24 protein-coding genes are annotated in these 25,932 nt (G+C 68.8%); 14 read left to right on the top strand and 10 right to left on the bottom strand.

Features of this window, described 5'->3' with window-relative positions; all coding sequences use genetic code 11:
- Positions 1 to 7: 7 nt before the first annotated feature.
- The 6 genes from OHA10_RS39325 to mce form a co-directional block, all read right to left on the bottom strand.
- Positions 8 to 1,489, bottom strand: coding sequence for an AI-2E family transporter (locus OHA10_RS39325; RefSeq protein WP_371403866.1), 1,482 nt, complete (start codon positions 1,487 to 1,489; stop codon positions 8 to 10).
- The gene (locus tag OHA10_RS39320) at positions 1,486 to 3,384 is read right to left on the bottom strand and encodes a transposase (RefSeq protein ID WP_371403865.1); all 1,899 of its coding nucleotides are present in this window, start codon (positions 3,382 to 3,384) and stop codon (positions 1,486 to 1,488) included. Before OHA10_RS39320 ends, OHA10_RS39325 begins: the two co-directional genes overlap by 4 nt.
- A 94-nt stretch (positions 3,385 to 3,478) precedes the next feature.
- Complete coding sequence (ccrA, locus tag OHA10_RS39315; RefSeq protein WP_371403864.1) at positions 3,479 to 4,810, bottom strand: crotonyl-CoA carboxylase/reductase; 1,332 nt, start codon at positions 4,808 to 4,810, stop codon at positions 3,479 to 3,481.
- Between the two features lie 134 nt (positions 4,811 to 4,944).
- Positions 4,945 to 5,856 (bottom strand): anti-sigma factor RsbA family regulatory protein, encoded by a 912-nt coding sequence (locus OHA10_RS39310; protein ID WP_371403863.1) that lies wholly within the window; start codon positions 5,854 to 5,856, stop codon positions 4,945 to 4,947.
- Between the two features lie 98 nt (positions 5,857 to 5,954).
- Positions 5,955 to 6,260: a hypothetical protein gene (locus tag OHA10_RS39305; protein ID WP_371403862.1), complete on the bottom strand. Its 306-nt coding sequence runs from the start codon at positions 6,258 to 6,260 to the stop codon at positions 5,955 to 5,957.
- 99 nt (positions 6,261 to 6,359) lie between these two features.
- A complete protein-coding gene (gene mce, locus OHA10_RS39300) occupies positions 6,360 to 6,776 on the bottom strand; it encodes a methylmalonyl-CoA epimerase (protein WP_371403861.1) in 417 nt (138 codons plus the stop codon).
- 126 nt (positions 6,777 to 6,902) lie between these two features.
- On the opposite strand from mce, the gene OHA10_RS39295 reads away from it, so the two are divergent.
- The 4 genes from OHA10_RS39295 to OHA10_RS39280 all read left to right on the top strand — a co-directional run bounded on the left by OHA10_RS39295 (position 6,903) and on the right by OHA10_RS39280 (position 10,333).
- Positions 6,903 to 8,105, top strand: a complete 1,203-nt coding sequence (locus tag OHA10_RS39295; protein ID WP_371403860.1) for an acetyl-CoA C-acetyltransferase — start codon at positions 6,903 to 6,905, stop codon at positions 8,103 to 8,105.
- 10 nt (positions 8,106 to 8,115) lie between these two features.
- The gene (gene meaB, locus OHA10_RS39290; RefSeq protein ID WP_371403859.1) at positions 8,116 to 9,072 is read left to right on the top strand and encodes a methylmalonyl Co-A mutase-associated GTPase MeaB; all 957 of its coding nucleotides are present in this window, start codon (positions 8,116 to 8,118) and stop codon (positions 9,070 to 9,072) included.
- Between the two features lie 297 nt (positions 9,073 to 9,369).
- Complete coding sequence (locus tag OHA10_RS39285) at positions 9,370 to 9,528, top strand: hypothetical protein (RefSeq protein WP_166678426.1); 159 nt, start codon at positions 9,370 to 9,372, stop codon at positions 9,526 to 9,528.
- 88 nt (positions 9,529 to 9,616) lie between these two features.
- Positions 9,617 to 10,333, top strand: coding sequence for a PH domain-containing protein (locus OHA10_RS39280; protein WP_371403858.1), 717 nt, complete (start codon positions 9,617 to 9,619; stop codon positions 10,331 to 10,333).
- Here the strand turns inward: OHA10_RS39280 and OHA10_RS39275 are convergent.
- The 4 genes from OHA10_RS39275 to OHA10_RS39260 all read right to left on the bottom strand — a co-directional run bounded on the left by OHA10_RS39275 (position 10,330) and on the right by OHA10_RS39260 (position 13,255).
- On the bottom strand, positions 10,330 to 11,634 hold the full coding sequence (locus tag OHA10_RS39275) for an RNA polymerase sigma factor (protein ID WP_371403857.1): 1,305 nt from the start codon (positions 11,632 to 11,634) through the stop codon (positions 10,330 to 10,332). The two genes, OHA10_RS39280 and OHA10_RS39275, sit on opposite strands and share 4 nt — an antisense overlap.
- Complete coding sequence (locus tag OHA10_RS39270; RefSeq protein ID WP_371403856.1) at positions 11,631 to 11,978, bottom strand: YciI family protein; 348 nt, start codon at positions 11,976 to 11,978, stop codon at positions 11,631 to 11,633. Before OHA10_RS39270 ends, OHA10_RS39275 begins: the two co-directional genes overlap by 4 nt.
- 76 nt (positions 11,979 to 12,054) lie before the next feature.
- Positions 12,055 to 12,777 (bottom strand): maleylpyruvate isomerase family mycothiol-dependent enzyme, encoded by a 723-nt coding sequence (locus OHA10_RS39265; protein WP_371403855.1) that lies wholly within the window; start codon positions 12,775 to 12,777, stop codon positions 12,055 to 12,057.
- Between the two features lie 31 nt (positions 12,778 to 12,808).
- Positions 12,809 to 13,255 (bottom strand): DUF4231 domain-containing protein, encoded by a 447-nt coding sequence (locus OHA10_RS39260; RefSeq protein ID WP_371403854.1) that lies wholly within the window; start codon positions 13,253 to 13,255, stop codon positions 12,809 to 12,811.
- 32 nt (positions 13,256 to 13,287) lie between these two features.
- Here OHA10_RS39260 and OHA10_RS39255 point away from each other — a divergent pair, with 32 nt between their 5' ends.
- From OHA10_RS39255 to OHA10_RS39210, 10 genes are all read left to right on the top strand, one after another.
- A complete protein-coding gene (locus OHA10_RS39255) occupies positions 13,288 to 13,788 on the top strand; it encodes a MarR family winged helix-turn-helix transcriptional regulator (protein ID WP_137259421.1) in 501 nt (166 codons plus the stop codon).
- A gap of 159 nt (positions 13,789 to 13,947) precedes the next feature.
- Positions 13,948 to 15,546: an ABC transporter substrate-binding protein gene (locus OHA10_RS39250; protein WP_371403853.1), complete on the top strand. Its 1,599-nt coding sequence runs from the start codon at positions 13,948 to 13,950 to the stop codon at positions 15,544 to 15,546.
- Complete coding sequence (locus tag OHA10_RS39245) at positions 15,546 to 16,895, top strand: M14 family zinc carboxypeptidase (RefSeq protein ID WP_371403852.1); 1,350 nt, start codon at positions 15,546 to 15,548, stop codon at positions 16,893 to 16,895. The genes OHA10_RS39250 and OHA10_RS39245 overlap by 1 nt, the downstream gene beginning before the upstream one ends.
- Positions 16,895 to 17,821, top strand: coding sequence for an ABC transporter permease (locus OHA10_RS39240; protein WP_371403851.1), 927 nt, complete (start codon positions 16,895 to 16,897; stop codon positions 17,819 to 17,821). The genes OHA10_RS39245 and OHA10_RS39240 overlap by 1 nt, the downstream gene beginning before the upstream one ends.
- Complete coding sequence (locus OHA10_RS39235; RefSeq protein ID WP_371403849.1) at positions 17,814 to 18,695, top strand: ABC transporter permease; 882 nt, start codon at positions 17,814 to 17,816, stop codon at positions 18,693 to 18,695. Before OHA10_RS39240 ends, OHA10_RS39235 begins: the two co-directional genes overlap by 8 nt.
- The gene (locus tag OHA10_RS39230; protein ID WP_371403847.1) at positions 18,696 to 20,153 is read left to right on the top strand and encodes a serine hydrolase domain-containing protein; all 1,458 of its coding nucleotides are present in this window, start codon (positions 18,696 to 18,698) and stop codon (positions 20,151 to 20,153) included. It begins immediately after the preceding gene.
- Positions 20,153 to 20,665: a GbsR/MarR family transcriptional regulator gene (locus tag OHA10_RS39225; protein WP_371403846.1), complete on the top strand. Its 513-nt coding sequence runs from the start codon at positions 20,153 to 20,155 to the stop codon at positions 20,663 to 20,665. The genes OHA10_RS39230 and OHA10_RS39225 overlap by 1 nt, the downstream gene beginning before the upstream one ends.
- A complete protein-coding gene (locus tag OHA10_RS39220; RefSeq protein ID WP_371403845.1) occupies positions 20,662 to 22,290 on the top strand; it encodes a dipeptide ABC transporter ATP-binding protein in 1,629 nt (542 codons plus the stop codon). Before OHA10_RS39225 ends, OHA10_RS39220 begins: the two co-directional genes overlap by 4 nt.
- Positions 22,291 to 22,455: 165 nt before the next feature.
- Complete coding sequence (locus OHA10_RS39215; protein WP_371403844.1) at positions 22,456 to 24,129, top strand: methylmalonyl-CoA mutase; 1,674 nt, start codon at positions 22,456 to 22,458, stop codon at positions 24,127 to 24,129.
- Positions 24,050 to 25,894 carry an NAD-binding protein gene (locus tag OHA10_RS39210; RefSeq protein WP_371403843.1) on the top strand — a complete coding sequence of 615 codons (1,845 nt, stop codon included), beginning with the start codon at positions 24,050 to 24,052 and terminating at the stop codon, positions 25,892 to 25,894. The genes OHA10_RS39215 and OHA10_RS39210 overlap by 80 nt, the downstream gene beginning before the upstream one ends.
- Positions 25,895 to 25,932 lie beyond the last annotated feature (38 nt).

Below are 25,932 nucleotides of genomic sequence, written 5' to 3'. Positions count from 1 at the left end.
ACCCGTACTAGGAAGCGTCGGCTTTGCGGACCCAGACTTCTCGGATGATGAGGAGGATGGCGGCGGCTGAGGGGATGGCTAGGAGGGCGCCTACTACGCCCAGGAGGGCGCCGCCCAGGAGGGCGGCTATGACTGTTACGGCGCCGGGGATGTCTACCGCGCGGCGCATGATGCGGGGGGCGACGATGTAGTTTTCGACCTGTTGGTAGCAGATGCCGTAGATGAGGCAGCCCAGGCCGGTCCAGAGGCCGCCGGTGAAGCCGATCAGGGCGACTATGACGACGCCGATCAGGCCGCCGACCATCGGGATGAAGTCGCAGAACATCACCACGATCGCGAGCGCCACGGCGTAGTCGCGCAGGCCGATGATCTCCAGGAAGATGAACATGCAGACGCCGGCGCACAGCGCGACCAGGAACTGGCCGCTGACGTAACCGCCGACGCGTCCGAGGACCTCGTCGCCGAGGATCGAGACGCGGGTACGCCGGGTGCGTGGGACCAGGCTGTACGCCGCTCGCTTGACCGACGGGAGCGACGCCAGGAAGTACAGCGTCAGCACCAGGATCGTGAACGTGTTGAACAGCGCGTTCGCGACCACCTTGCCGACGCCGAGGATGCCGCCGAACGCGCGCTGCGCCAGCGCCGGGTCCTGGATGTAGTCCTGGGCCTTCTGGATGAAGTGGTACTTGTCGTCCAGCTGGTTGAGCGTCTTCGACTTCTGCAGCAGGTCGAGGTAGCCCGGCGCGTTCTTGATCAGGCTGTCGATCTGGTCGGTGACGACCGGGACGATCGCGAAGCCGACGCCGACGACCGCGAGGATCATCAGCAGGAACACCACGCCGACGGACAGGCCGCGCTTCAGGCCGCGGCGCATGAACCACTCGACCAGCGGGTTCAGGCCGACGGCGATGAACATCGAGACCAGCAACAGGATCAGCACGGAACGGGCTTGGCCGGCCGCGTTCCACAGACCCCAGGCGACGAGTACGCCGAGCGCCGCGAAGAACCCGAACGTGAACGGATTGCCGCGCCGCAGCGGCGGACCGGGGACACCCATCCCGACGGACGGGTGCCGTTCCTCGATCAGCATCTCGTCGGCGAGGTTCTCGTCGCCGTCCGCGGCCGCCGCAGCAGCCGCATTCTCCGCAGCTTTCTCAGCAGCAGCATCCGCTTCCGCGGCCGCCGCCTCTGCCTCGTCAGCAGATTCGTCAGCCTTCTCGGCAGAGTCATCAGCCTTGTCGGCCGACGAGTCAGCTTCGTCGGCGGACGAGTCGGCTTTGTCGGCGGAGGTGTCGGCGGCCTGCGCCGAGCCGGCGGCTTGTCCAGCAGCAGCTTCCGCCTCGTCGGCCGCGTCGTCGGCCTTGTCGGCAGACGAGTCTGCCTTCTCGGCGGCGGCTTCGGCCTGGGCGGCGGCGGTCTTCGCTTCGCGAGTGGCTTCGGCGAGATCCGGGTCGGTCGCTGTGGAGGTGTCGTCGCCGGCTGGCGTCACATCTTGTCCTTCGGGGATCGTGCGCTCGAGGTGGCCGCATCGGTCTTCTCGTCGTCTGCGGACGACTTGCCTCCGGAGGACTTCGCGGAGGCGGTCGGCCGCGTCTGGCCCCGAGTCTCCTCGTTCGCGAGGTCATCGAGCCGGAACTCGTCCACCTTCGTCGAATCCTTCGGCTCGTCGTCCTCGTCGGAAGCCGCATCGGCGTCGGAGTCGGCAGCCGCCGAGCCGTTCAGCGCGGTGACGGGGGAGTCGGCCGGGCCGCCGCCGGTCTTGCTCGTCTTGTCGGCCAGGTCGGACGCGTCCTTCGGGTCGACGCGCAGAGTGGTGTCGATCCGGGTCTCGTCGACCCGCGCGTCGCCGGCGCCGATCCCGACGAACGGGCTGGATCCGGTGAACGGTCCGTCTTCCTCGTCGTACGCCGAATCGCCCGCGAGGCTCGCGGCGCCCGACGGCCCGTATCCGCTCGCCGCCGGCGTCGCACCCGGGAACGGGTTGTCGTCGGAGCTGGACCCAGGCGCCGAACCGTTCGCATTGGAGCCGAGCGCGGACTCCGACTCACCCGCGCCGAACGTGCTGTCGGCCGAGGACGCCGCACCGGCGCCGAGCCGGCTGTCCGAATCCGAGTCCGAGTCGAGCGAGCTGTCGCCGGCGCCCGATCCACCAGGGGTGAACGAGGCGTCCGACGGGTCGGCGGCCGTGAATGGGCTGCCGCTCGCCGAGCCGGGCGCCGAGCTGAAGGGGCTGGATGCAGACAGGTCGTCCGCGCTACCGGTGGTGCCGGCTCCACCAGTGGTGGGGCCGGTCGTCGGGCGGGCGAAAGGGTTGACGTACGGCCCTGCGGCTGTCTCGGAGTCGAGCTCCGCCGCCTGGCGGGCGATGTTGCTGGCGATCTCGTTCAGCCCGGCGATCTGGGTGAGGATGCCGTCGCGGCGCTTGGCCAGCCGCTCGGTCTCGCGGGCGACGACGGTCCGGGACCGCTCGGCCTCGTCGGCGGCGTTCGCCAGCTCGGCCTCGGCGCGGGTCCGCGCGGTGGTGAGCAGCTGCTCGGCCTCGCGCCGGGCGCGGGACAGCGTCCGCTCGGCCGACTCCTCGGCCTCGGCGCGGATCTTGCGGGCCTGCTCGGTCGCCTCGGCCACCCGGCGCTCGGACGCCTCGGCGGCCTCCTTCATCTGGGTGGTCAGGCTGTCGGTGTCGGCCGCGATCTGCTGGTGCTTGTCGGCGAGCTCCTTGGCCTGCTGCTCGCGCTCGTCCGCCAGCCGCGCCCGCAGCGCCGCCGACTCGCGCTGGATCGCGGTCCGGATCTTCTCCGCCTCGTGCAGCGCGCCGTTCTTCAGCGTGCTCGCCTGCGACTCGGCCGTCAGCTGCAGCTGCTCCGCCTTCCGCCGGGCCGCCGCCAGCACCTCGGCCGCCTCGGTCTCGGCCGTACGCCGGACCTCGGCGGCATCGCCCTCCGCGGTACGCCGCATGCTGTCCGCCTCGTTGAGCGCGACGGTCCGGATGTCCTCGGCCTCGCGGTCACCGGTCGCCCGCGCCGCGGAGGCCTCCTTGGCCGCGTTCGCCCGCAGCTCCTCGGCCTCGCGCTTGGCCTCCTCGAGCGCCTCGGACGCCTGGTCCTGCGCGAGCCGGAGGATCTGCGCGGCCCGGTCGCCGAGTCCGGCGTACGACGGGTTGGCGCTGGCCTCGAGCTGGCGTCGCGTCTCCTCGAGCTGGTGCTGCATCGGCGCGACACTGTGCTGGAGCTCGTCGGCGCGGTTGCGCGCCTGGACGAGTTGCATCTCCAGCGCGCGGACATAGTCGTCCACCGCCTGTTTGTCGTACCCACGACGGCTGACCGGGAAGCCCCCGGCCGCGGTCGCCGTGCGGTCGAAGAACGGCAGGCTCGACTCGTCAGGCATCTCCCGAGATTCCCTTCTGGCGGCTCAGCGTGAATCCCCCACCATAAGCCTGTCAGAACCCACCCGAAACCAGCCAATCGAGTGCTGGGGACAACTACCTGTTGCGGAAGCGATTAATAGCGTCCAGATGCTCCGAGCGCAGAGCTGGGTCGCGGACGCCGAGGCCTTCGCTCGGCGCCAGGGTCAGCACCCCGACCTTGCCCTGGTGCAGGTTGCGATGGACGTCGTACGCCGCCTGCGCGGTGTCCTCGAGTGCGTAGACCTTGCTGACCGTCGGGTGCACCATCCCGCGGGCGATCAGCCGGTTCGCCTCCCAGGCCTCGCGGTAATTGGCGAAATGCGAGCCGATGATTCGCTTCAAGTTCATCCACAGGTACCGGTTGTCGTACTCGTGCATGAATCCGGACGTCGATGCGCACGTCACGATCGTCCCGCCGCGCCGCGCGACGTACACCGACGCCCCGAACGTCTCCCGCCCCGGATGCTCGAACACGATGTCCGGGTCGTCCCCACCGGTCAGCTCCCGGATCCGTGCGCCGAACCGCTTCCATTCCTTCTGGTCCTGCGTCACCGGGTCCGACCAGAACTTGTACCCCTCCGCCGACCGGTCGATGATCAGCGAGGCGCCCATCGCGCGGCAGATCTCGGCCTTCTCCGGCGACGAGACCACGCAGACCGGGATCGCCCCGCCGTTCAAAGCAAATTGAGTCGCATAAGATCCGAGCCCGCCCGATGCGCCCCAGATCAGTACGACGTCGCCCTGCTTCATGTTGGCGCCGTTCGCCGACACCAACTGCCGGTACGCCGTGCTGTTCACCAACCCCGGCGACGCCGCCTCCTCCCACGTCAGGTGGGCCGGCTTCGGCATCAGCTGGTTCGACTTGACCAGCGCGAGCTCGGCCAGACCGCCGAAGTTCGTCTCGAAGCCCCAGATCCGCTGTTCGGAGTCGAGCATCGTGTCGTTGTGCCCGTCCGGCGACTCCAGCTCGACCGACAGGCAGTGCGCGACCACCTCGTCGCCCGGCTTCCACGCGTTCACGCCAGGCCCGGTCCGCAGTACGACGCCGGCCAGGTCGGAACCGACCACGTGGTACGGCAGGTCGTGGCGGGCCGTCAGCGGCGACAGCTTCCCGTACCGCTTCAAGAACGAGAATGTCGACACCGGCTCGAAGATCGAGGTCCAGACGGTGTTGTAGTTGATCGCGCTCGCCATCACCGCGACCAGCGCCTCACCCGGCCCCAGCTCCGGCGTCGGTACGTCGTCCAGGTGCAGACTCTTCCGCGGGTCCTTCTCCTTGCTCTCCAGACCCTCGAACATGCCCGCCTCGTCGGCGTGCACGGTGATGCCGCGGTAGTGCTCCGGTACGTCGAGCTCGCCGACGGCGGCGGTGTCACCGGACAAGATCGCTTCGAGGATCTGCTTCACGAAAGTAACCTCCTGCAACGGCGGCCTGGTGAGCGGAACTTACCGCTGAGTATGCACGCCTGGCTGTGCCCTGTAACACAGCGAGCGACGGTTGAGACGACCGTCACTTTTGCAGTCCACCGTTGTCAGTGGTCTTATCGGAGTCTGGTGTACAACCTCACCTGCGTGAAGTCGTCACCGGATCGCAGCTGGACCAGGTCGCACAGCTGATTCGCCAGCCAGACACCCCGCCCGCCGAGCCCGTCCAGCGGCGGTAGCACGCGCCCGACGAGCAGGTCGTCGATCCGGCCGTCATCGGTCACGTCGCAGATCAGCGCCCCGCCCGCGATCCACACCGCCAGCGCCCCGCGCCCGCCGCCGAACCGGATGCTGTTCGTGCAGATCTCGTGCAACGCCAGCGACAGATCCTCGAGCCGGTCCCGCGACACTCCGTGCGACGACGCCTGCCCGCTGACCCACTGCCGCACCTGCCCGAGCTCGTCCGGACCGAACTCCCACCGCTCCGCACGATCCGGTACGTCGCTCAAGGCTGTCCGGAACGCCTTGTCCGCAAGGGCTTCGGTGCCGGAATGGCCGGCATGCGTGGCCGTCGGGTCGATGCCGACCGACGCCTCGTACGCGCAGCAGAGCCGAAACGAACGGTCGGCGGCGAAAGCGATATCGCTCAACGCCTCGTGCAACGACACCTCGTCGTACTCCGCGGCGCTCCGGCCCGGGTACGCGGCCTCGCCGAGACCGCGCACCCGTCGGCCGGGTTCCTGTTCGAGGATCGCGCGCCAGAACGGGATCAGCCGCGCGGGGTTGCCGCCGGCAACAGTCACGTCGACGAACGTCACCTCGGACGACTGCTGTTCCAGGGCGTCACGCAGTACCGCGATCCGCTCCGGTGGTAGCGCGGCCACGACCTTTTCCCCCGCCGCCAGCCCTTCGCGAACGAACGCGACCGCGCGCAGCACGAACTCTTCGTCTGTTCCATGGACGAAGGCATCATGCTTGAAGCCGGCCGGCGCACCGTGCAAGGAGTCGGTGGCGCTGTCCTTCAGCACCTGAACAGAGTAGTCCGCCGAGGGCTACCGAGGAGGGTCTCAGCGCGCGCCGTCACACCCTGTCGGTGACCCGTAACACTAGGCCCCGGCCGTTGCTGCTAGCAGGCGGCGATCTTCTTGTAGCCGATCCAGAACTCGCCCCTGGTGTTCACATTGGCGTTCGTCCCCAGGTGGAGATACGTGTGCGCGCCGACGATCTGCTTCAGCCGGCCCTGGGAGACGCTGTCGATGGTGACGAACGGCGCCCCGACCGGACCGCCGTGGAAGGTCGCCGAGGTGTCACCGCCGGGCGCGACCGCGGTCCCGCTCGCCCAGCACGCCGCGTACGCCGGAAGGCCGGAAGCCACCGCGACACCCGCGAGCAGTGCTGTTGCCCCGAGCCGCTTCATCGTTCGAACCTGCATGATGTTTCACCTCTCGTGCCCCGAGAATCCCGATCGGGTGATCGGGCTGACGTTTCCCAGAGTCACGAAGAGCGCTTTCAATCGGCTTTCACAGTGCTGTCAGGCTGGTTCGACCAGTTCTACGAGGACTCCGCCGGCGGACTTCGGGTGGATGAAGTTCACCCGCGATCCGGCCGTCCCGCGCCGCGGTTCGTCGTACAGCAGCCTGGCGCCGCGCTCCCGCAGTACTTCGGACACCGCGTCGAGATCGCCGACCCGGTAGGCGAGCTGCTGGATGCCCGGGCCGCGCTGGTCGAGGAACTTCGCGATCGGCGACGCGTCCGACAGCGGCGCCAGCAACTGGATCGACGAACCCGAGTCGCCGACCGAGAGCATCGCCTCGCGGACGCCCTGCTCCTCGTTGATCTCCTCGTGTGCCACGGTCATGCCGAACACGTCCGCGTAGTACCGGACGGCCTCGTCGAAGTCGGCGACCGCGATGCCGACATGGTCGATCGCGTCGAACAGCTGATCCATCCAGCCAGGGTGGCGTAAACCCGGTTCCGCAGGCCATCGAAAGTGGCCCAGCCGACACGATCCGTGTGACCCGTCTGACGCGTCCGGGCAGCGGCGTACCAGTGCCGCCGCAGGTATCGTGACGATATGTCTGACACGCGGAACACCACCGTTATCGTCGCCGGCGCGCGGACCCCGATCGGGCGGCTGCTGGGCGGACTCAAAGGCTTCACCGGCGCCGAGCTCGGTGGCTTCGCGATCAAGGGCGCGCTGGACAAGGCCGGCGTCGCGCCGGACCAGGTCGAGTACGTGATCATGGGCCAGGTGCTGCAGGCCGGCGGCGGTCAGATCACCGCCCGCCAGGCCGCGGTCAAGGGCGGCATCCCGATGGACGTTCCGGCCATCACGATCAACAAGGTCTGCCTGTCCGGGCTGAACGCGATCGCCCTCGCCGACCAGCTGATCCGCGCCGGCGAGTACGAGATCGTCGTGGCCGGCGGCATGGAGTCGATGACGAACGCGCCGCACCTGCTGCCGAAGTCCCGTGAGGGCTTCAAGTACGGCGATGTCCCCTTGGTGGACTCGATGGCGTACGACGGGCTGTGGGACGCGTTCACCGATCAGGCGATGGGCGCGCTGACCGACCAGAAGAACAACGCGGACGAGAAGCTGAGCCGCGAGGAGCAGGACGAGTTCAGCGCTCGTTCGCACCAGCGCGCCGCGGAAGCGTGGAAGAACGGCGTGTTCGCCGACGAGGTCGTCCCGGTCGAGGTGCCGCAGCGCAAGGGCGACCCGATCGTGGTGGACAGCGACGAAGGCGTCCGCGGTGACACGTCGGTCGAGGTGCTGGCCAAGCTGCGGCCCGCGTTCGGCAAGGACGGCACGATCACGGCCGGTTCGGCATCGCAGATCTCCGACGGCGGCTGTGCTGTCGTCGTGATGAGCAAGGCGAAGGCCGAGGAGCTCGGGCTGAGCTGGATCGCCGAGATCGGTGCGCACGGCTCGGTCGCCGGCCCGGACTCGACGCTGCAGAGCCAGCCCGCCAATGCGATCGCGAAGGCGTGCAAGAAGGAAGGCATCGAGCCCGCGGACCTCGACCTGATCGAGATCAACGAGGCGTTCGCGGCGGTCGGTATCGCGTCCGCGCGCGAGCTGAACGTCGGCGAGGACAAGGTCAACGTGAACGGCGGCGCGATCGCGCTCGGCCACCCGATCGGGATGTCCGGTGCCCGGCTCGTCCTGCACCTGGCCCTCGAGCTGGGCCGGCGCGGCGGCGGAGTGGGTGCGGCCGCGTTGTGTGGTGGCGGCGGTCAAGGTGACGCCCTGATTGTTCGCGTGCCGAAGAGCTGACGCAGAGCTGATGCCGAGACGCACCGCGCCGGTGGGCGAGTTGGTCGAGCGTGCCCGGGAGGGGGACTCCCGGGCGGTCGCTCGACTCATCTCGCTGGTCGAGGACGAGTCCCCGCTGCTGCGCGAGGTGATGGCCGCGCTGGCCCCGCATGCCGGCCACGCGCACATCGTCGGCATCACGGGCTCGCCCGGCGTCGGGAAGTCGACGTCCACGTCGGCGCTGGTCTCGGCGTACCGCGAGACCGGGAAGCGCGTCGGCGTACTCGCGGTGGACCCGTCGTCGCCGTTCTCCGGTGGCGCGCTGCTCGGGGACCGGGTGCGGATGCAGGACCATGCGACCGACCGTGGTGTGTTCATCCGGTCGATGGCTTCTCGCGGGCATCTCGGTGGACTGTCGTGGTCGACGCCGCAGGCGCTGCGGGTGCTGGACGCGGCCGGGTTCGACGTGGTGCTGGTGGAGACGGTCGGGGTCGGGCAGTCCGAGGTCGAGATCGCCGGAATGGCGGACACGACGCTGGTCCTGCTGGCGCCGGGGATGGGCGACGGCATCCAGGCTGCCAAGGCCGGGATCCTGGAGGTCGGCGACATCTACGTGGTGAACAAGGCCGACCGTGACGGCGTCCAGACGGTCACCCGGGACCTGCGGTCGATGCTTGCGCTGGCCGAGCGGGCCGAGGGCGCCTGGACGCCGCCGATCCTCAAGACGGTTGCCTCCCGCAATGAAGGCGTCGACGAGGTGGTGCGGGCGATCGAGGACCGGCTCGTCTGGATGCGGGGGAACGGCGTCCTCACCGAGCGCCGGCAGTCCCGGGCCCGGGACGAGATCGAGGCGATCGCGACGACGGCGCTACGGGCCCGGTTCGCGCATCTGCACGGGGACGCGCGGCTCGACGTACTGGCGGCCAAGGTCGCGGACGGCGGCACCGACCCGTATTCTGCGGCGGACGAGTTGATCGCGGCTTTGTGACCTCGGTCGCATGCTTGGAACACTCGAACACGCAGTGTCACATTGTGTCTTTGCTTTCCGTTCATCGGATGTTGTGCCGAATTCGGGCAAATGCCGCAGGATTTACGCTCCGCAAGGCGATAGGCGTCTCGGGGCGGCGCGCCGGTGGCTGCCGTGCCCCCGAATCCGTTACAGAATGGACCTTGTAGCTGGTGAGCATTGTGCGGTGGGCTGTGTTCAGTCAGTGACAATTGGTGACGGTCCGTGATACAAATTCCAACACAGTCGACCGAGTGGTTAGGAACAAGGAGTGGCGACATGCCGAAGAAGCTGTTGATCTGGTCGCTCATCGCCTTTGCCGGCTTCTATCTGTTCACTCAGCCGGCGAACGCCGCCAACGCGGTGGGAGGCGCGTTCTCGGCCGTCGGTGACGCGTTCGGGAGCGTCATCACCTTCCTGACCGCGCTGTTCAGCTGATCTGCCGCCAGAGTGTCCCGTTGCGAGTCATCGTGCGGGACACTTGGCTGTACGGGGTCACACAACAGCGCGCCAGGAGAGTGAGTGCATGGCCGGAGTAGGCGTGTTCCGGATCTTCGACCCGAAGGTCCGGCGCCACCTGATCTCGGACGAGGGCGAGGTCGTCATCGACGAGGTGCGGCAGCACTGGGTGGTGTATTCGGTGCCGATGCTCGAGGTTGCGCTGGCGGCCGCGCTGCTGCTGACGATCGCCGCCACCGCGATCGGTGGGCAGCCGGTGCTGCTGGCGATCGTGCTGGTGTTGCTGACCCATGCCTTCTGGCAGTTCCTCACCCACCATCGGGACCGCTTCGTGGTCACCAACATGCGGGTGATGCGGATCCGCGGCGTCTTCTCCCAGACCGTCGCGACCACCCCGATCGCCCGGGTCCTCGACATCACGCTGCAGAAGCCGATCATCGGCCGGATGCTGGGCTACGGCCACTTCGTCTTCGAGTCGGCCGCGCAGGACCAGGGCTTCCGCGAGATCAAGTGGGTCAGCCGGCCCGACGACCGTGACCTGACCATCCAGCGGGTCATCCAGCGCACCGGTCTGCGGGCGTCCGCGAGCGTCGACGTACTGCAGGGCGACGAGGACTCCGACGACGACGGCACCGGTCCGATCGGCATGGACTCCGCGCAGGAGGTCACCGCCACCGCACCGGTCATCACGACCACCGCGCCGCAGGCGCGCCCCTCGTCGTCCCCGTCCGCGACCAAGTCGATCTTCAACAGCGAACGCGGCAACTGGACCGACGAGGATTAGTCGCCCGGCTGCGCCGGAGTGGTTTGCTCGGTGGCCAGTTGGTGGAAGTGGGATCGGCGGCGTTCGCGGTGAGCGCGTTCGGGGTGGGGTGCCGGGGCCGTGGCGAGGGCTTGGTCGAGTTCCTTGACGGCTTCGGCGTAGCGGTGCTGGCGGGCCAGCAGTTCGCCGCGGATTGCATGCGAGCGTGAGCTGCTCGGGATGGCGTCCAGGAGGTCGAGGGCGGCGTCGACCTGTCCGGTTTCGGCGATCGCGACGACACGGGCCAGTTCGGCGGCCGGGCTGGGGGAGACCTCGACGAGCAGGTCGTACAGCCGGACGATCTCACGCCAGTCGGTCGCCGTGTAGCTGGGAACGCGGGCGTGCTCGGCCGCGATCGCGGCCTGCAGCTGATACGCGTCGGCCTGACGATCCGAGCGCTCCAGCGACTCGTTCAGGAGCGCGACGCCGCGCTTGATCAGGCTCTGGGCCCAGCGGGAGCGGTCCTGCAGGTCGAGCGTCACCACCTCGCCGGACTCGTCGACGCGGGCGGGCCGGCGAGCCTCAGTCAGGAGCAAGAGAGCCAGAACCGCCGTCGGCATGGGCTGGTCGGGCAGCAGCGTGTGCAGAAGCTCGGCCAGCCGGATCGCCTCGGCGCAGACGTCGACGTCGTACGCCGCCTCGCCCTCGGCCGGAGCATGCCCTGCGGTGTAGAGGCTGTGGATGACCGCGCAGACCGCCGGCAGGCGTTCGGGCAGCTCGTCCTCGGGTGGGACGCGATACGGGATGCGGGCAGCGGCGATCTTCTGGCGGGCGCGGACGAGTCGCTTGGTCGTCGCCACTTCGGTGGTGAGCAGTACGTCGGCGATCTGTGCGGGGGAGAGTCCACACAACGTGCGCAGAGCCAGCGCGACCCGGGTGGGCGGCGAGAGCGAGGGATGGCAGCAGGTGAAGATGAGCCGCAGGAGGTCGTCCTGGACGACCTCGTCGGAGTCGATCGCGGCCTCCGGGTCGAGGGCGCCGAGCGACCCGACGGAGTCGCGGCGAGTGAGGTCGAGCAGTTCGACACCGGCCCGTTCCTTGCCGGCTCGGGCGCCTTCGCGGCGGATGATGTCGATCGCCTTCCGGCGGGCGGTGACGGTCAGCCAGGCGCGCGGCTCCGGCGGTACACCGGTCACCGGCCAGGCGCCGAGCGCCGCAAGAGCTGCCTCCTGGACGGCGTCCTCGGCGAGCTGGACGTCGCCGACCGTCCGGATCAGGGTGGCGAGGATCCGCGTCCCCTCGATCCGGATCGTGTCGGCAACGACGCCGAACCGCTCGTTCATTTGGCGATGATGACCGGACGCACCTCGACCGCTCCGCCCCACGCCGCCGGGATCTCGGCCGCGATCTTGACCGCCTCCTCGAGGTCGTCGGCCTCGATCAGGTAGTAGCCGGTCAGCGCTTCCTTGGTCTCGGCGTACGGGCCGTCCGTGGTGATCACCGGGCCGCCGCGCGCGCCCTCGACCCGGACGACGGTCGCCGTCGCGGTCGGATGCAGCACGGCGCTCGCCTTGACCCGGTCGGCGTACTCGGCGCCGAACTTCCGGTACTCGGCCAGCTCCTCGGCCTGCTCGGGCGCCCACCAATCGACGTCCGCGGTGTAGGTCAGTGCAAGGTACTGCGCCATCGGAGTCCTCCTTCTCGCTGAGACCACTGTGGTCTCTCGTGAAAGGAACGAACAGCCGGACCCGCGGAGGACATCGCTACTGGGTGGCTTCCGAGATCCGGCCGCGGAAGGCGCGGATGACGTTCGGATCGCCGACGGTCTGGATGGCGTCCTCGCCGACCCGACCCCACAGCCACAGGTAGATCGGCGCCGGATCCCCGAAGATCTCCGCCGCCGTCTCGCCCTCCGCCCCCTGCTGTACGTCGATGCTCGTCGCGTCGGCCGTGATCGTCCAGGACCGGCCGGCCGCGGTGATGCGGAGCGTGGCGTCGATCGGGTACTCGGTGTCGCCCTCCTCCCACCACGGGCCGGCGAGAGTCGGGTACAGCACCTCGTCGATGCCGTCGAGCGCCAGGTCGGCGTCGATCGGCGTGACGACGTCGTGCGCCTGCTCGACATCGATGCGGTGGACGAGACTCTCGTGCGCCATCCGCCGGTACCAGAAGGCGGAGGTCGTGTCGCGCGGGTTGAACGTCCACGTCTCCGTGTCGGTCCCGGCCGCCTCGAGCGCGGTGACGAGAGCCGCGCGCGCCTCGTCGTACCACTCGAGGGTCTCGTTGCCGGAGAAGTCCGGCGGCCAGGGGTCGGGGCGGGCGCCGAGCTTCAGCACCTCGACCTTGTGCGCATAGACCATCGCCACATGGCGGACCACGTCGTCGACGGTCCACCCCGGACAGCTGGGCACAGGCGCGTCGAGCCCTATCCGCGCCACCTCACCCAGCCGCGCACTCTCGGCGCGCACATGCTCGAGAAATCTCATGCCCGCACCCTCGCAGATTCCACAGACACTTTCACACGCTCCGGGCCTTGAGCGCCTCCTCCCAGTCGGACGTCTCCGAATGGCTGATCTCGACCACCCGCTGGGTCAGCAGCTTCCCGGCGTCGTCGGTGGTCGCGTACTGCCCGGCGCGCTGGACGTACAGCCACGCCTCGTTCCGCAGATCCTCCGCGGTCCGGCGATAGGTCGGATACGAATCCTTGAACCCGAACAACGTCCGGATCCCTTCGGCCAGCGCGATGACGCCGCCCAGTGCGGGCGCCAGCCACTTGGGTACGTCGAACGCGACCGAGATCGCGATCAGCAGGGCGGCGACGAGCTGCACGGTCCCGAGGCCGCGGTACGCGATCCGGGCCCAGTTGGCCTGCCGGTTGTACCACTGGAACCGGAGGCTGATCAGCTGTTCGGCGGGGGTCTCGGTCCCGAGGGCGGGGAAGTCCGAATCTCTGAGTTTCGACATGGTCTGCCTAGTGTCGGGCTAATCTTCGGCCCATGGCGAGGAAGAGGGCGTTGCCGTTCGATCCGATCGACGAGGCGTCGCGGCAGTGGGGGCGGCGGTGGGGTGCGGTCGAGCAGATGCGGGCCGTCACGTCGCTGATGCGCGCGCAGCAGATCGTGATCAACGAGCTCGACGACATCCTCCGCAAGCACGGGCTGACGTTCGCGCGGTTCGAGGCGCTGGTGCTGCTCACGTTCTCGCGGCGCGGGTCGCTGCCGCTGGGCAAGATGGGTGAGCGGCTGCAGGTGCATCCGACGTCGGTGACCTCGATCGTGCGCCGGCTGGAGGCGGCCGGCCTGGTGACACGTACGCCGCACCCCGACGACGGCCGCGCGATCCTGTGCGAGATCACCCCCGAGGGCCGGGACCTGGTCGAACGCGCCACCGCCGACCTGGTCGCCGCCGACTTCGCCGTCTCCGGCCTCACCGACGAGCAACTCAAGATGCTCTGGACCGTCCTCGAGCCCCTCCGCCACAACGCCGGCGACTTCTGAGCCTCCCCGCAGCGGGTTCCCCGTGTTACGCGCGTGCTAAAAATTCATTTCCTACTGAAACTTCCCAAGTTTCCCTATTGCCAGGCACGCTGGTCGGCGTCCAGGATCAGAGCCAAGTCGGCCCACCCTGCGGGCCGCGACGTACCTGGAGGACCTCCCATGAAGCGTGCTGCCGCTGTTCTCCTCGCCGGCACCGTCGCCGGCGCCCTCGCGCTGGCCGGCTGTTCCGGCGGCGGCTCCGACGGTTCGGCCGACGCCGGGACGAAGTCGGTCTCGTACGCCGTCTCCGACCCGGTGACCCTCAACCCGGGCCGGCAGACGATCGCGTTCGCCCAGGTCAAGGAGCTGTTCTCGAGCCTGACCTTCGTCAAGAGCGACGGATCCCTGACCTACCTCAACGCCGAGTCGGTGAAGTCCACCGACGCCGTGCACTGGACCATCAAGCTCCGCCCGGGCTGGACCTTCCACAACGGCGAGAAGGTCACCGCCGAGAGCTACGTGCACGCCTGGAACACCGTTGCCTACGGCCCCAACGCCTGGGAGAACAGCGGCCAGCTGGTGAACATCGCCGGGTACGACGCGCTGAACCCGGCCAAGGGCAAGCCGACGACCAACCAGTTGTCCGGCCTGAAGGTGGTCGACGACCTCACCTTCACGGTCACGCTGAAGAGCCCGGACGGCCAGTTCCCGGTCCAGTTGTCGCAGGCGCAGACCGGGTTCTTCCCGATGCCGGAGGCGGCGTACAAGGATCTCGACAACTTCGCGAAGGACCCGATCGGCAACGGCCCGTTCGAGATGACCGCGCCGTACGCCGAGAACGAGCCGATGACGGTCAAGGCGTACCCCGACTACAAGGGGCCGAAGCCGACCGTCGACGAGATCGTCTTCAAGCCGTACACGGACATGACGACGGCCTACACCGACGTCCAGGCCGGCAACCTCGACATCCTGTTCGTGCCGGCCGCGCGGATGGCGCAGGTGAAGAAGGACTTCGGCGACCGCGCGTACGTGTTCCAGGGCCTCGGCATGAACTTCCTCGGCCTGCCGCTGTGGGACAAGCGGTACGCCGACATCCGGGTCCGCGAGGCGATCTCGATGGCGATCGACCGGCAGGCCGTCAGCAACGTGATCTACGGCGGCATCTGGGAACCCGCCACCGCGCTGACCCCGCCGGGTGAGCCGGGTACGCCGAAGGGCCTCTGCGGCGAGCTGTGCACGTTCAACCCGACCAAGGCCAAGCAGCTGCTGGCCGAGGCCGGCGGCTTCAGCGGCAAGATGGAGATCCGCTACCCGGGCGGCTCCGGTCTCGACGATCTCTACAACGCCTACGCCAACCAGCTGCGGCAGAACCTCGGGATCAAGGACGTCACCGCGACGCCGACCACGGACTTCCCGGAGTTCCAGAAGCTGCGCAACGAGAAGAAGCTGAGCGGTCCGTACTTCTCCCGCTGGGGCGCGCTCTACGCCAGCCAGCAGAACACGCTGCGCTCGTTCTTCACCAAGGCCGGCGGCTGCGTGAACTGCGTCCCGTACTACACCCCGGAGGTCGAGCAACTGCTCGCCAAGGCCGACGCGCAGGTCGACCCGCAGAAGGCGATCGACGGGTACGTCGACGTACAGAAGGCGATCATGAAGGACTTCCCGGCGCCGCCGATGTTCTTCGAGAAGTACACCTACGCGACCTCGGACCGGATCGCGAAGCTGGCCGAGGGCGCGGGCAGCCTCGAACTCGAGAACACCACGCTGGCGGACAACTGATGCACTACCTGGAACGCGCCCGCCGCGTCCCCGACCTGACCTACTTCCCGGGCGTCGACGAGATCAACACCCGCCTCGACGACCTCGCCGCCCGGCATCCGGACCTCGTCACCCGCCGCCGGATCGGTACGTCGAGACTCGGCGACTCGATCACGATGTACTCGATCGGCGACGGCCCGGACCAGGCTCTCGTGTACGCCGGTGTGCACCCGAACGAACCCATCGGCTTCTGGACCGCGATCCAGCTGGCCGAGGATCTTTGCGCGGACGAACAGTTCCGGCGCGGCTGTCGGTGGAACATCATCGGTTGCATCGACCCGGACGGCACCCGGCTGAACGAGGGCTGGTTCGACGGGCCGTTCACCCGGATCCACTGCCTCGAGGAGTTCTACCGCCCGGCTCCGGCCGAGCAGGTGGAGTGGTCGTTCCCGTTCCAGTACAAGAACGCGTACTTCGACCAGGTGATGCCGGAGGCGTTCGCGTTGATGCGGGTGATCGACGAGCTGAAGCCGACGATCGCGGCCTCCCTGCACAACACCGAGCTCGGCGGCGTCTACTACTACGTCACCCGGGAGGTCGGCGGGTTCGTCGAGGACCTGCACGTGATCGCCGCCTCGTTCGGTCTCCCGCTCGACCTCGGCGAGCCCGAGACCCCGGTGGTCAAGGCGCTCGGCCCGGCCGTCTACGAGATGATCTCGGCGAAGGCGACCTACGACTATGCCGAGAATCTCGGCCTGCCGACGCCGAACGAGTCCGGTGGTTCGTCGGCGGCGTACGCCGAGCGGCACGGCACGGTCAGCCTCGTCGCCGAGCTGCCGTACTGGACGCACCCGTCGATCGACGACCCGTCGCCGACGGATCTCTCGTACCAGCAGCTGCTGCGCGAGGTCGCCGACGAGCTCGAGCAGAATCTGCGGGATATCGACGAGGTCTTCCAGGACACCCGTCCGTACCTGTCCGACGACTCCCAGCTCGTCCGCGCGGTCGCGGCCTTCCTGCCGTACCTGCTCAGACGGCCGGACCGGGAACGGCGCCGGGCCGAGGAGGTCGATCCGGACCGTCGCGCGACCGTCGCGGAGGCGTTCGGACTGCGCGACGTGAACCGGTCCTTCCGGCTCCGGTACGGCGGGATGCTCGTCCGCGCGATCGAGGGCGAGATCGCCCGGGGCAGCGCCGCGGCCGCGCTGCACCCGGCGGCCAAACGGCTGCGCGCGGTCTATCGCGAATGGCAGCACGAGGCGGCATCGCTGGACGACGAACTGCACACGGTTCCGATCAAGGACCTGGTCGGGGTCCAGTACGCCGCCACGCTCGCGCTGCTCGACGCCGTACGGCGGGAGGCGGGCTGATGGCGCGGTTCACCCTCCGGCGGTTGATCGAACTGGTGCTGGTGTTCTTCGGCGTCACGTTCGCGATCTACGCGGCCGTGTTCGCGTTGCCCGGCGACCCGATCTCCAGCTTGGGCGGGGATCAGCCGCTGTCTCCGGCCGTGGTCGAGCGGATCCGTGCGGCGTACCACCTGAACGATCCGCTCTGGTCGCAGTACCTGCGCTACCTCGGCCATCTGCTCACCGGTGATCTCGGCGTCGACTTCCGCGGCCGGTCGGTGGCTGAGCGGCTGGCCGCGCGCTGGCCGGTGACGATCCGGCTCGCGCTGACCGCGTGGGTGATCCAGGTGGTGATCGGTGTCGGCCTGGGTCTGGTCGCGGGCCTGCGGAAGAACACCTGGATCGATCGCGGCGTGCTGATCCTGACGATCCTGATCGCGTCCGTGCCGATCTTCGTGATGGCGGTGACCGCCCAGCTGGTCTTCGGCGTCAAGCTGTCGTTGCTGCCGATCGCCGGCGTGACCGACGGGTGGCCGCGGTCTTACTTGCTGCCGGCAACTGTCCTGGCGATCTACGGGCTGGCCGCGGTGGCGCGGCTGACCCGGGGGAGCGTCGTCGACACGATGAGCTCGGACTTCGTCCGCGCCTTGTGGGCGAAAGGGCTGTCACGTCGCCGCGTGATCGGTGTGCACGTACTGCGGAACTCGGCGATCCCGGTGCTGACCTACCTCGCGATCGATCTCGGCGCGCTGCTCGGCGGGGCGGTCGTGACGGAAGGGATCTTCAACCTGCCGGGGGTCGGGCAGCTGCTGTTCGAGTCCATCCGGGTGCACGAAGGACCGACGGTGGTGGGGATCGCGACCGCGCTGATCCTGATCTTCCTCGTCACCAGCGTGATCGTCGATATCCTCAACTCCCTCCTCGACCCGAGGATCCGCCATGACTGATCAGGTGCTCGCGCAGACCGTCGAAGAAGATGTGCTGGCCAGGCGTGGCGTCTGGGCGACCGTCCGCCGCCGGGTGCTGTTCTGGCTGCCGCTCGCGGTGCTCGCCGTACTGTTCCTGATGGCCGTGCTCCCGCAGCTGTTCACCAGCACGGATCCGCGCGCCTGCGACATCTCGGCCAGTGCGCGCCCGTCCTCGCCCGGTCACCCGTTCGGTCAGGATCTGCAGGGATGCGACGTGTACGCGAGCGTGGTCCACGGCGCCCGCGCGTCGCTCTCGGTCGGTCTGGTCTGCACCGTGATCGCGCTCGTCATCGCGGTCCTGGTCGGAACGATCGCCGGGTACGTCGGCGGCTGGGCGGACTCGTTGCTCGCCCGGCTGACCGATGTCTTCCTCGGCTTCCCGTTCCTGCTCGGCGCGATCGTCGTACTGAACAGTCTCGGGCAGCGATCGGTGCTGTCGGTGTCGCTGGTCCTGGCGTTGTTCTCCTGGCCGACCCTGGCGCGGATGGTCCGTACGACGGTCCGCGCGACCAGGGACGCGGAGTACGTGCAGGCAGCGAAGGCGATGGGATTCCCGACCGCTCGCATCCTCACCCACTACGTGCTGCCGAACTCGATCGGTCCGGTGCTCGCGGTCGCGACGCTGACCGTCGGCGGGGTGATCGTGGCCGAGTCGACGCTGACCTTCCTCGGCCTCGGTCTGCGCGCGCCGTCGATCTCCTGGGGCCTGCAACTGGCCACCGCACAGTCGCGGTTCCAGCAGGCGCCGCACACACTGATCTACCCGGGCATCTTCCTCGCCGCGACCGTACTGAGCCTGATCACCCTCGGCGATGTACTGCGCGACGCGGTGAACCCGAAGGGACGCTCCTGAATGACCACCACACAGAGAATGGACGCCGCCTTGTCCTATGACGTCGAAACCGCCCGTGAAGCCGTCCCGGCGCTGCTGAGCTGGCTCGACTACCAACGCCGCTACCTCCGCACACCCGGGGTGCAGGCAGCGATCCGGGTCGGCGACGAACTCGTCCTCTCGACCGCCCTCGGCCACAGCGACGAGGTCGCCGGGACGCCCCTGCGCACGGATCACCTGTTCCGGATCGCCTCGCACAGCAAGACCTTCACGGCCACCTCGATCCTGCAGCTCGTTGAGCAGGGCAAGGTCCGGTTGGACGACCCGATCGACACGTATGTCCCCGAGCTCGCGGACACCGCGCTGGCGCCGGTCACCGTGCGCGAGCTGCTCGGTCACCAGGCCGGCGTGATCCGCGACGGCGTGGACAAGGACTACTGGCAGCTGATGGACCCGTTCCCGGACCGCGCCGCGCTGATCGAGCTGTGTCGCGTCAACGGGCAGGTGTTCGAGCGCAACGAGCACTTCAAGTACACGAACATCGGCTACTCGCTGCTCGGCCTGGTGATCGAGTCGGCGAGCGGTTCGTCGTACGGCGACTATGTCGCGGCCAACATCGTGGAGCGGCTGGGCCTGGCCAACACCGGCGCCGAGTGGGACCACCGACGCGCGAGTGAGTACGCGGGCGGCCACACCGGGCTGCTCGACGGGACCGACGTACGCGAGGTGATCCCGCACGTCGACACCCGCGCGATGGCCGCGGCCACCGGGTTCTACTCGACCGCCGAAGACCTGACCGTCTACGGCGCCGCGCACTACTTCGGGGCGGATCAGCTGCTGGGCGACGCGAGCAAGCGGTTGGTGCAGCGTGACGAGAGCCTGGTCAACGCCCACGGGCGCGAGATCGGCCGGTACGGGCTCGGGATGGACATCGTCACGATCGGCGGCCGGCGCCTGGTCGGGCACAGCGGTGGATACCCGGGGCACATCACCCGGACCTTCATCGATCCGGTCGACCAGCTCGTCGTGTCAGTTCTCACCAACTGCATCGGCGGTCCGGCCGGCACTCTGGCGACCGGACTGGTGAAGCTGCTGAACCTCGCCGCCGAGGCGCCGCAGGGCACCCAGGTGCCGAGCGATGTCGACGCGACCAGGTTCTGCGGGAACTTCGCGAACCTGATGGGCGTGATCAGCATCGCGCTGCTGGGCGGGCGGCTGGTCGCGTTCTTCCCGGCCGCGCCGGACCCGGTCGACAGCTACGAGGAGCTGCAGGTCATCGACGAGAACACGCTGGCCGTCGTGCCGACGGCCGGGTTCGGGTCGATCGGCGAGAAGGTGGAGTACACCTGGGACGCGGACGGACAGCCGTCGGTGGTCCGGTACGGCGGGAGCTCACGCTGGCCACTGGATGCGTTCCGGGCCCGGCGTACGGCGCAGCTCGCCGAGGCCGACGTACACGAGCGGGCGAGGAGGTCGTGATGGACGACGATGCGTGGGAGGAGGACTCCCGCCGCGCCGACTTCGTCGAGCAGTTCGCCCTGCTCAGAGAGTTGGCCGGCTCGCCCCGGATGGAGGGGCGGGTCCTCGGCTACCTGATGGTGAGCAACAAGCCGTACGTGTCGTCGGCCGAGCTGACCCGGGCGTTGTCCGCGAGCGCCGGCTCCATCTCCAGCGCCACCCGGCGGCTGATCGATCTCGGGTTCGTCGTGCGGCACGCCGTACCGGGGGATCGCAGCCACTACTTCAAGGTCGACGACGACATCTGGGGCAGCTTCCTGGCCGGTGAACGCCGGTCGCTCGGCAAGCAGCGGCAGCTCTTCGAGGACATGCTCGCCGAGCTGCCCGACGGTATGCCGGGACCGCGCAAGCGGCTGCGGAACGCGCGCAACTACATGGAATGGCTGGCGTCGTACCACCGGAAGATGCTCGCGGACTGGGAGGAATACAAGGAGAAACTCGACGCCGCGTCGGATCAGGGGGACGGCGAATGAGTGACGAGATCCTGAGCTTCGAGGAGCTGACGGTCGACTTCACCGTCGGGGGTACGACGCACCGTGCGGTGGACCGGGTGAGCTTCGGTGTCCGGCCCGGCGAGGTGCTCGCGGTCGTCGGTGAGTCCGGCTCCGGGAAGAGCGTCACCGCGTTGGCGGCGCTCGGACTGCTGCCTTCGAACGCTCGGGTCGGCGGCCGGATCAGCTTCGGCGGCGACGACGTACTGGCGATGTCGCGCGCTGAGCTGACCGCGTTGCGCGGGCGGCGGATCGCGATGATCTTCCAGGACCCGGCCGGCGCGCTCGATCCGGTGTTCACGATCGGGGCGCAGCTGGTCGAGATGATCCGTACGCACCAGCCGGCCCTGTCGCGTGGCGAGGCGAGGGCCCGGGCGATCGAGCTGCTCGGGATGGTCGAGATCCCCGAGACGCGGATGAGGTACTACCCGCATCAGTTGTCCGGCGGACAGTGTCAGCGGGTGATGATCGCGATCGCCGTGGCGTGCGATCCTGAGCTGCTGATCGCGGACGAGCCGACGACGGCCCTCGACGTGACCGTGCAGCAGGAGGTGCTCGACGTACTGCTGGCGATGCGGTCGAAGATCTCCGGCGCGATCATGATCATCACGCACGACATGGGCGTGGTCGCGGATGTGGCCGACAGGGTCGTCGTGATGCGCAAGGGTTCGGTGGTCGAGACGGCGGAGGTGCACTCGCTGTTCGACAACCCGGCCGAGGAGTACACGAGAGCGTTGCTCGACGCCGTGCCTCGCGGCGGCCTGCGGGACGAGTCCGAGGGTGGCGAGACCGGCAGCACGCCGGCGTTGTCGATCGAGGATCTCGTGGTCGAGTACCGCGGCCGCCGGGGCAGGACCGTGCGCGCGGTCGAGCAGGTGAACCTGGTGCTGAGCCCGGGGGAGATCACCGGGCTGGTCGGCGAGTCCGGATCCGGGAAGTCGACGATCGGCAAGGCCGTGCTCGGGCTGGCACCGATCACCGCGGGCGAGGTCCGGGTCGACGGTCAGGCGCTCACCACCGCGTCGTCGTCAGTACTGCGGCAGACGCGCGCACGGATCGGGGTGGTGTTCCAGAATCCGGCCGGTTCGCTGAACCCGCGGGCCACGATCGGGCAGTCCATCGGTGAGCCGCTGGCCGTCCACCGCGGCGTACGCGGGACGGCGCTGCGCAGCCGGGTCGAGGAGCTGCTCGACAGCGTCGAGCTGCCACGGGCCTGGGCAGGCCGGTACCCGCACGAGCTGTCGGGCGGTCAGCGGCAGCGGGTGTCGATCGCGCGGGCGCTGTCGCTCGATCCCGGGTTGCTGATCGCGGACGAGCCCACGTCGGCGCTCGATGTCTCGGTCCAGGCGACCGTGCTCGAACTGCTCCGCTCGCTGCAGGACCGCCTGCACTTCGCCTGCCTGTTCATCAGCCACGACCTGGCTGTGGTCGATCAGATCTGCGACCGGGTGGCCGTGATGAGCCGCGGGCGACTGGTCGAACAGGGCTCGCGTGAGTCGGTCCTCCGCGATCCCCAGGACCCGTACACGATCCGCCTCCTGCAGGCGGCGCCGGTCCCCGACCCCCGGGAGCAGTCCCGCCGGCGGGGCCTGCGACTGGCGGGCTGAGGGCGGACGCCCCGCACTGACCAAACCGGTATGCCGGCCGGCTCCCACGCTCAGCTCGCGATTCTCGGCGGCGTTCGCGGCCGGTTGGTCAGTGCGGGGCGTCCGCAGTTGGAAATAGTTGGACGTCCTAGTATTTTGGGACCAGTTCCCGAGGAGGTCTGACTGATGGATGCCGATTCGATTGCGGCCGGCCGGAGCCGGTGGCAGCAGCGGTACGACGCGGCGCGCAAGCGGGAGGCGGATTTCACCACGCTCTCCGGCACCCAGGTCGAGCCTGTCTACGGGCCGCCCGAGGGGGTCGACGACCCGCGGATGGAGCGGATCGGCTGGCCGGGGGAGTTCCCGTTCACCCGCGGGCTGTATCCGACCGGGTACCGCGGCCGGACCTGGACGATCCGTCAGTTCGCCGGCTTCGGCAACGCCGAGCAGACCAACGAGCGGTACCGGATGATCCTGAACGGCGGTGGCGGCGGGCTGTCGGTCGCGTTCGACATGCCGACGCTGATGGGCCGCGACTCCGACGACCCGAAGGCGCTCGGCGAGGTCGGGCACTGCGGCGTCGCGATCGACTCGGCGGCCGACATGGACCGGCTGTTCAAGGACATCCCGCTGCAGGACGTCACGACGTCGATGACGATCTCCGGCCCCGCCGTGCCGGCGTTCTGCATGTACCTCGTCTCCGCCGAGCGGCAGGGCGCGGACATCACCAAGCTCAACGGGACGCTGCAGACCGACATCTTCAAGGAGTACATCGCGCAGAAGGAGTGGCTGTTCCCGCCGGAGCCGCATCTGCGCCTGATCGGCGACCTGATGGAGTACTGCGCGACCACGATCCCGGCGTACAAGCCGCTCAGCGTGTCCGGGTACCACATCCGTGAGGCCGGCTCGACGGCCGCGCAGGAGCTCGCGTACACGCTGGCCGACGGCTTCGGGTACGTCGAGCTCGGGCTGTCCCGCGGGCTCGACGTCGACGTGTTCGCGCCCGGCCTGTCGTTCTTCTTCGACAGCCACCTGGACTTCTTCGAGGAGATCGCGAAGTTCCGCGCCGCCCGCCGGATCTGGGCCCGCTGGCTGCGCGACGTGTACGGCGCGAAGACCGACAAGGCGCTGTCGCTGCGCTTCCACACCCAGACCGCGGGCGTGTCGCTGACCGCGCAGCAGCCGGTCAACAACGTCGTACGGACGGCCGTCGAGGCGCTCGCCGCGGTGCTCGGCGGGACGAACTCGCTGCACACCAACGCGCTCGACGAGACGCTCGCGCTGCCGACCGCGGAGTCCGCCGAGATCGCGCTGCGGACGCAGTCGGTGCTGATGGAGGAGGTCGGGGTCACGAACGTCGCCGACCCGCTCGGCGGTTCCTGGTACGTCGAGGCGCTCACCGATGCCATTGAGGCCGAGGCCGAGCAGATTTTCGCCCGGATCAAGGAGATGAGCCCGGACGAGACGATGACCGGCGGCATCCTGCGCGGGATCGAGGACGGCTGGTTCATGGCCGAGATCGCCGACGCCGCGTTCGAGTACCAGCAGAAGCTCGAGAAGGGCGAGAAGAAGATCGTCGGCGTCAACACGCTGACCGACACCGTGTCCGGCGACCTGGAGATCCTCCGGGTCTCGCACGAGGTCGAGGTCGAGCAGTGCCGGGTGCTCGCGGAACGCAAGGCGCACCGTGACGAGGACCTGGTACGGCGTACGCTAACGGCTCTGGTGGAGGCGGCCAGCGGTACTGGCAACCTGATCGAACCCATGCTGGAGGCAGTGCGTGCGGAGGCCACGATGGGGGAAATCTGTCACGTTCTTCGGGAACAATGGGGCGAGTACCGAGAGCCCGCCCGATTCTGAGGAGCCGTCACCGCCGGCCGATCTCACCGCTGCGGCGACCAGTGCGATCGGGCCGGCCGACGGGCGCCGCGTGGTGGTCTGCGGTTCGGACCGCACGATGCTGCGGGTCACCACCGAGCTGGTGAGTTCGGGTGAGCGGGTCACCGCGATCGTGAACCCGGACTCGCGTCACTACGACCGGATCAAAGAGCTGGGCGCGAATGTGATGGGCGCCCGGGTGATCAGCGAGTCGCTGCTGCGGCGCGCCGGGGTCGACGCCGCCGACGACGGGACGCCGTCCACTGCGCGCGCTCTGGTCCTGCTGGACAACGACGACGTCCACAACGTGCATACGGCGTTGACCGCGCGCGACATGGATCCCGAGCTGCGGATCGTCGTACAGATGGTGAACCCGCGGCTGGGCAAGCACATGAACCGGCTGCTCGGCGACTGTGTGGTGATCAACGGGCCGTCGCTGGCCGCGCCGGCATTCGTGTCGGATGCGTTGGAGGACGACGAGCTGACCTGGCTGGATCTCGGTGGGCGCCGGCTGGTGGCCGGGCAGGCCGACCTGATCCGTGAGCCGCATCTGACTGTGCTGGCGGATACGAGTTCCTCCGCGACGCCGACGCTGCTGCCGTTGTCGAGTTCCGATCCTGATGGTGACATCGTGTTGGGCACCGGCGTACGGACGGTTTGGCGGAGTCGTGATGTCCGGCCGGCGGGGTGGTTCATGGCGCTTCGGGACATTCTCGACAGCCGGGTGCGGAAGATCGCGGCGGTGATGGCGTTCCTGATCGTGGCGGGGACCGGGGTCATCCACTTCTTCGGCGGGATCGAGTGGTGGCGGGCGCTTTACCTCGCGGCCGGTGTGGTGACGTCGGCCGGGATCGATGACGACAAGTTCAACGACGCGCAGCCTTGGGTGAAGGTCAGTGCTGTTCTGGTTCAGTTGACCGGGATCGTGTTGATGGCGCTGCTGACGGCTGTCGTGGTCGACTCGCTGATCGGTGCGCGGTTGTCGCGGCTGATCGGTGGGGTTCGTGGGCGGCCGCGGAATCATGTGGTGGTGTGCGGGCTGGGGACGGTCGGGTCGCGGGTGCTCGAGATCCTGACCGAGCGCGGTGTTGCGGTGGTGGGGGTCGATCAGGATGACGAGGCGCCCGGCGTCCAGACCGCGCATCGGTTGAAGATCCCGGTGGTGGTCGGGGACAGCAGCAACGAGGAGACGTTGCGGTCGGCCGGTGTGCAGCGGTGTCAGTCGGTGCTCGCGATCACCGATGGGGACATCACGAATCTGGAGTGCGCGATCATGGCGCGGGATCTGAACCCGGATGCCTGGATCACGATGCGGATGTTCGACCACGACCTGGCACAGCGCGTGGAGCGGCGGCTCGGGCTCGGGCACAGCCGGTCGGTGTCGATGCTCGTTGCGCCGGCGGTGGCCGCGGCGGTGGCCAATCGGCGGAGTCAGGTGACCGTGCCTGCCGGTCGCCGGGTGCTGCTGCTGACCGAGGTGACTGTCGAGCCTGGCTCGATCGCGGTCGGGAAGCGGATGGGCGAGCTGGACGAGGCCGGCGGCCTGCGCGTGCTCGCCAGACAGGACCTGGGCGAACCCTGGGACTGGACCCCGACCTCCGGCCGCGAGTCCCGTCCGAATGGGCGGGTGCCGGCGGTGGAGCGGGAGCTTCAGGCGGGGGATCGGCTGGCGGTCGCGGGGACCCGGAGTGGGCTGGCACGCTTGTTGATGGCGACCCGGGCGCAGCAGAGTTCGGCATCGTCGTAGAGGATGGACCTGTGAACAACGGTAGTGCGCACGGAATG

It is taken from the genome of Kribbella sp. NBC_00662, assembly GCF_041430295.1.
In the GTDB taxonomy this organism is placed as follows: Bacteria; Actinomycetota; Actinomycetes; order Propionibacteriales; family Kribbellaceae; genus Kribbella.
This window is presented reverse-complemented; position numbering and strand designations above follow the sequence as displayed.

What these genes read in the sequence shown, in the direction of transcription:
- OHA10_RS39320 (WP_371403865.1), bottom strand. Translation starts at nt 3,384, where the DNA reads ATGCCTGACGAGTCGAGCCTGCCGTTCTTCGACCGCACGGCGACCGCG.
- OHA10_RS39305 (WP_371403862.1), bottom strand. Translation starts at nt 6,260, where the DNA reads ATGCAGGTTCGAACGATGAAGCGGCTCGGGGCAACAGCACTGCTCGCG.
- mce (WP_371403861.1), bottom strand. Translation starts at nt 6,776, where the DNA reads ATGGATCAGCTGTTCGACGCGATCGACCATGTCGGCATCGCGGTCGCC.
- OHA10_RS39295 (WP_371403860.1), top strand. Translation starts at nt 6,903, where the DNA reads ATGTCTGACACGCGGAACACCACCGTTATCGTCGCCGGCGCGCGGACC.
- meaB (WP_371403859.1), top strand. Translation starts at nt 8,116, where the DNA reads ATGCCGAGACGCACCGCGCCGGTGGGCGAGTTGGTCGAGCGTGCCCGG.
- OHA10_RS39285 (WP_166678426.1), top strand. Translation starts at nt 9,370, where the DNA reads ATGCCGAAGAAGCTGTTGATCTGGTCGCTCATCGCCTTTGCCGGCTTC.
- OHA10_RS39280 (WP_371403858.1), top strand. Translation starts at nt 9,617, where the DNA reads ATGGCCGGAGTAGGCGTGTTCCGGATCTTCGACCCGAAGGTCCGGCGC.
- OHA10_RS39275 (WP_371403857.1), bottom strand. Translation starts at nt 11,634, where the DNA reads ATGAACGAGCGGTTCGGCGTCGTTGCCGACACGATCCGGATCGAGGGG.
- OHA10_RS39270 (WP_371403856.1), bottom strand. Translation starts at nt 11,978, where the DNA reads ATGGCGCAGTACCTTGCACTGACCTACACCGCGGACGTCGATTGGTGG.
- OHA10_RS39265 (WP_371403855.1), bottom strand. Translation starts at nt 12,777, where the DNA reads ATGAGATTTCTCGAGCATGTGCGCGCCGAGAGTGCGCGGCTGGGTGAG.
- OHA10_RS39260 (WP_371403854.1), bottom strand. Translation starts at nt 13,255, where the DNA reads ATGTCGAAACTCAGAGATTCGGACTTCCCCGCCCTCGGGACCGAGACC.
- OHA10_RS39255 (WP_137259421.1), top strand. Translation starts at nt 13,288, where the DNA reads ATGGCGAGGAAGAGGGCGTTGCCGTTCGATCCGATCGACGAGGCGTCG.
- OHA10_RS39250 (WP_371403853.1), top strand. Translation starts at nt 13,948, where the DNA reads ATGAAGCGTGCTGCCGCTGTTCTCCTCGCCGGCACCGTCGCCGGCGCC.
- OHA10_RS39245 (WP_371403852.1), top strand. Translation starts at nt 15,546, where the DNA reads ATGCACTACCTGGAACGCGCCCGCCGCGTCCCCGACCTGACCTACTTC.
- OHA10_RS39240 (WP_371403851.1), top strand. Translation starts at nt 16,895, where the DNA reads ATGGCGCGGTTCACCCTCCGGCGGTTGATCGAACTGGTGCTGGTGTTC.
- OHA10_RS39235 (WP_371403849.1), top strand. Translation starts at nt 17,814, where the DNA reads ATGACTGATCAGGTGCTCGCGCAGACCGTCGAAGAAGATGTGCTGGCC.
- OHA10_RS39230 (WP_371403847.1), top strand. Translation starts at nt 18,696, where the DNA reads ATGACCACCACACAGAGAATGGACGCCGCCTTGTCCTATGACGTCGAA.
- OHA10_RS39225 (WP_371403846.1), top strand. Translation starts at nt 20,153, where the DNA reads ATGGACGACGATGCGTGGGAGGAGGACTCCCGCCGCGCCGACTTCGTC.
- OHA10_RS39220 (WP_371403845.1), top strand. Translation starts at nt 20,662, where the DNA reads ATGAGTGACGAGATCCTGAGCTTCGAGGAGCTGACGGTCGACTTCACC.
- OHA10_RS39215 (WP_371403844.1), top strand. Translation starts at nt 22,456, where the DNA reads ATGGATGCCGATTCGATTGCGGCCGGCCGGAGCCGGTGGCAGCAGCGG.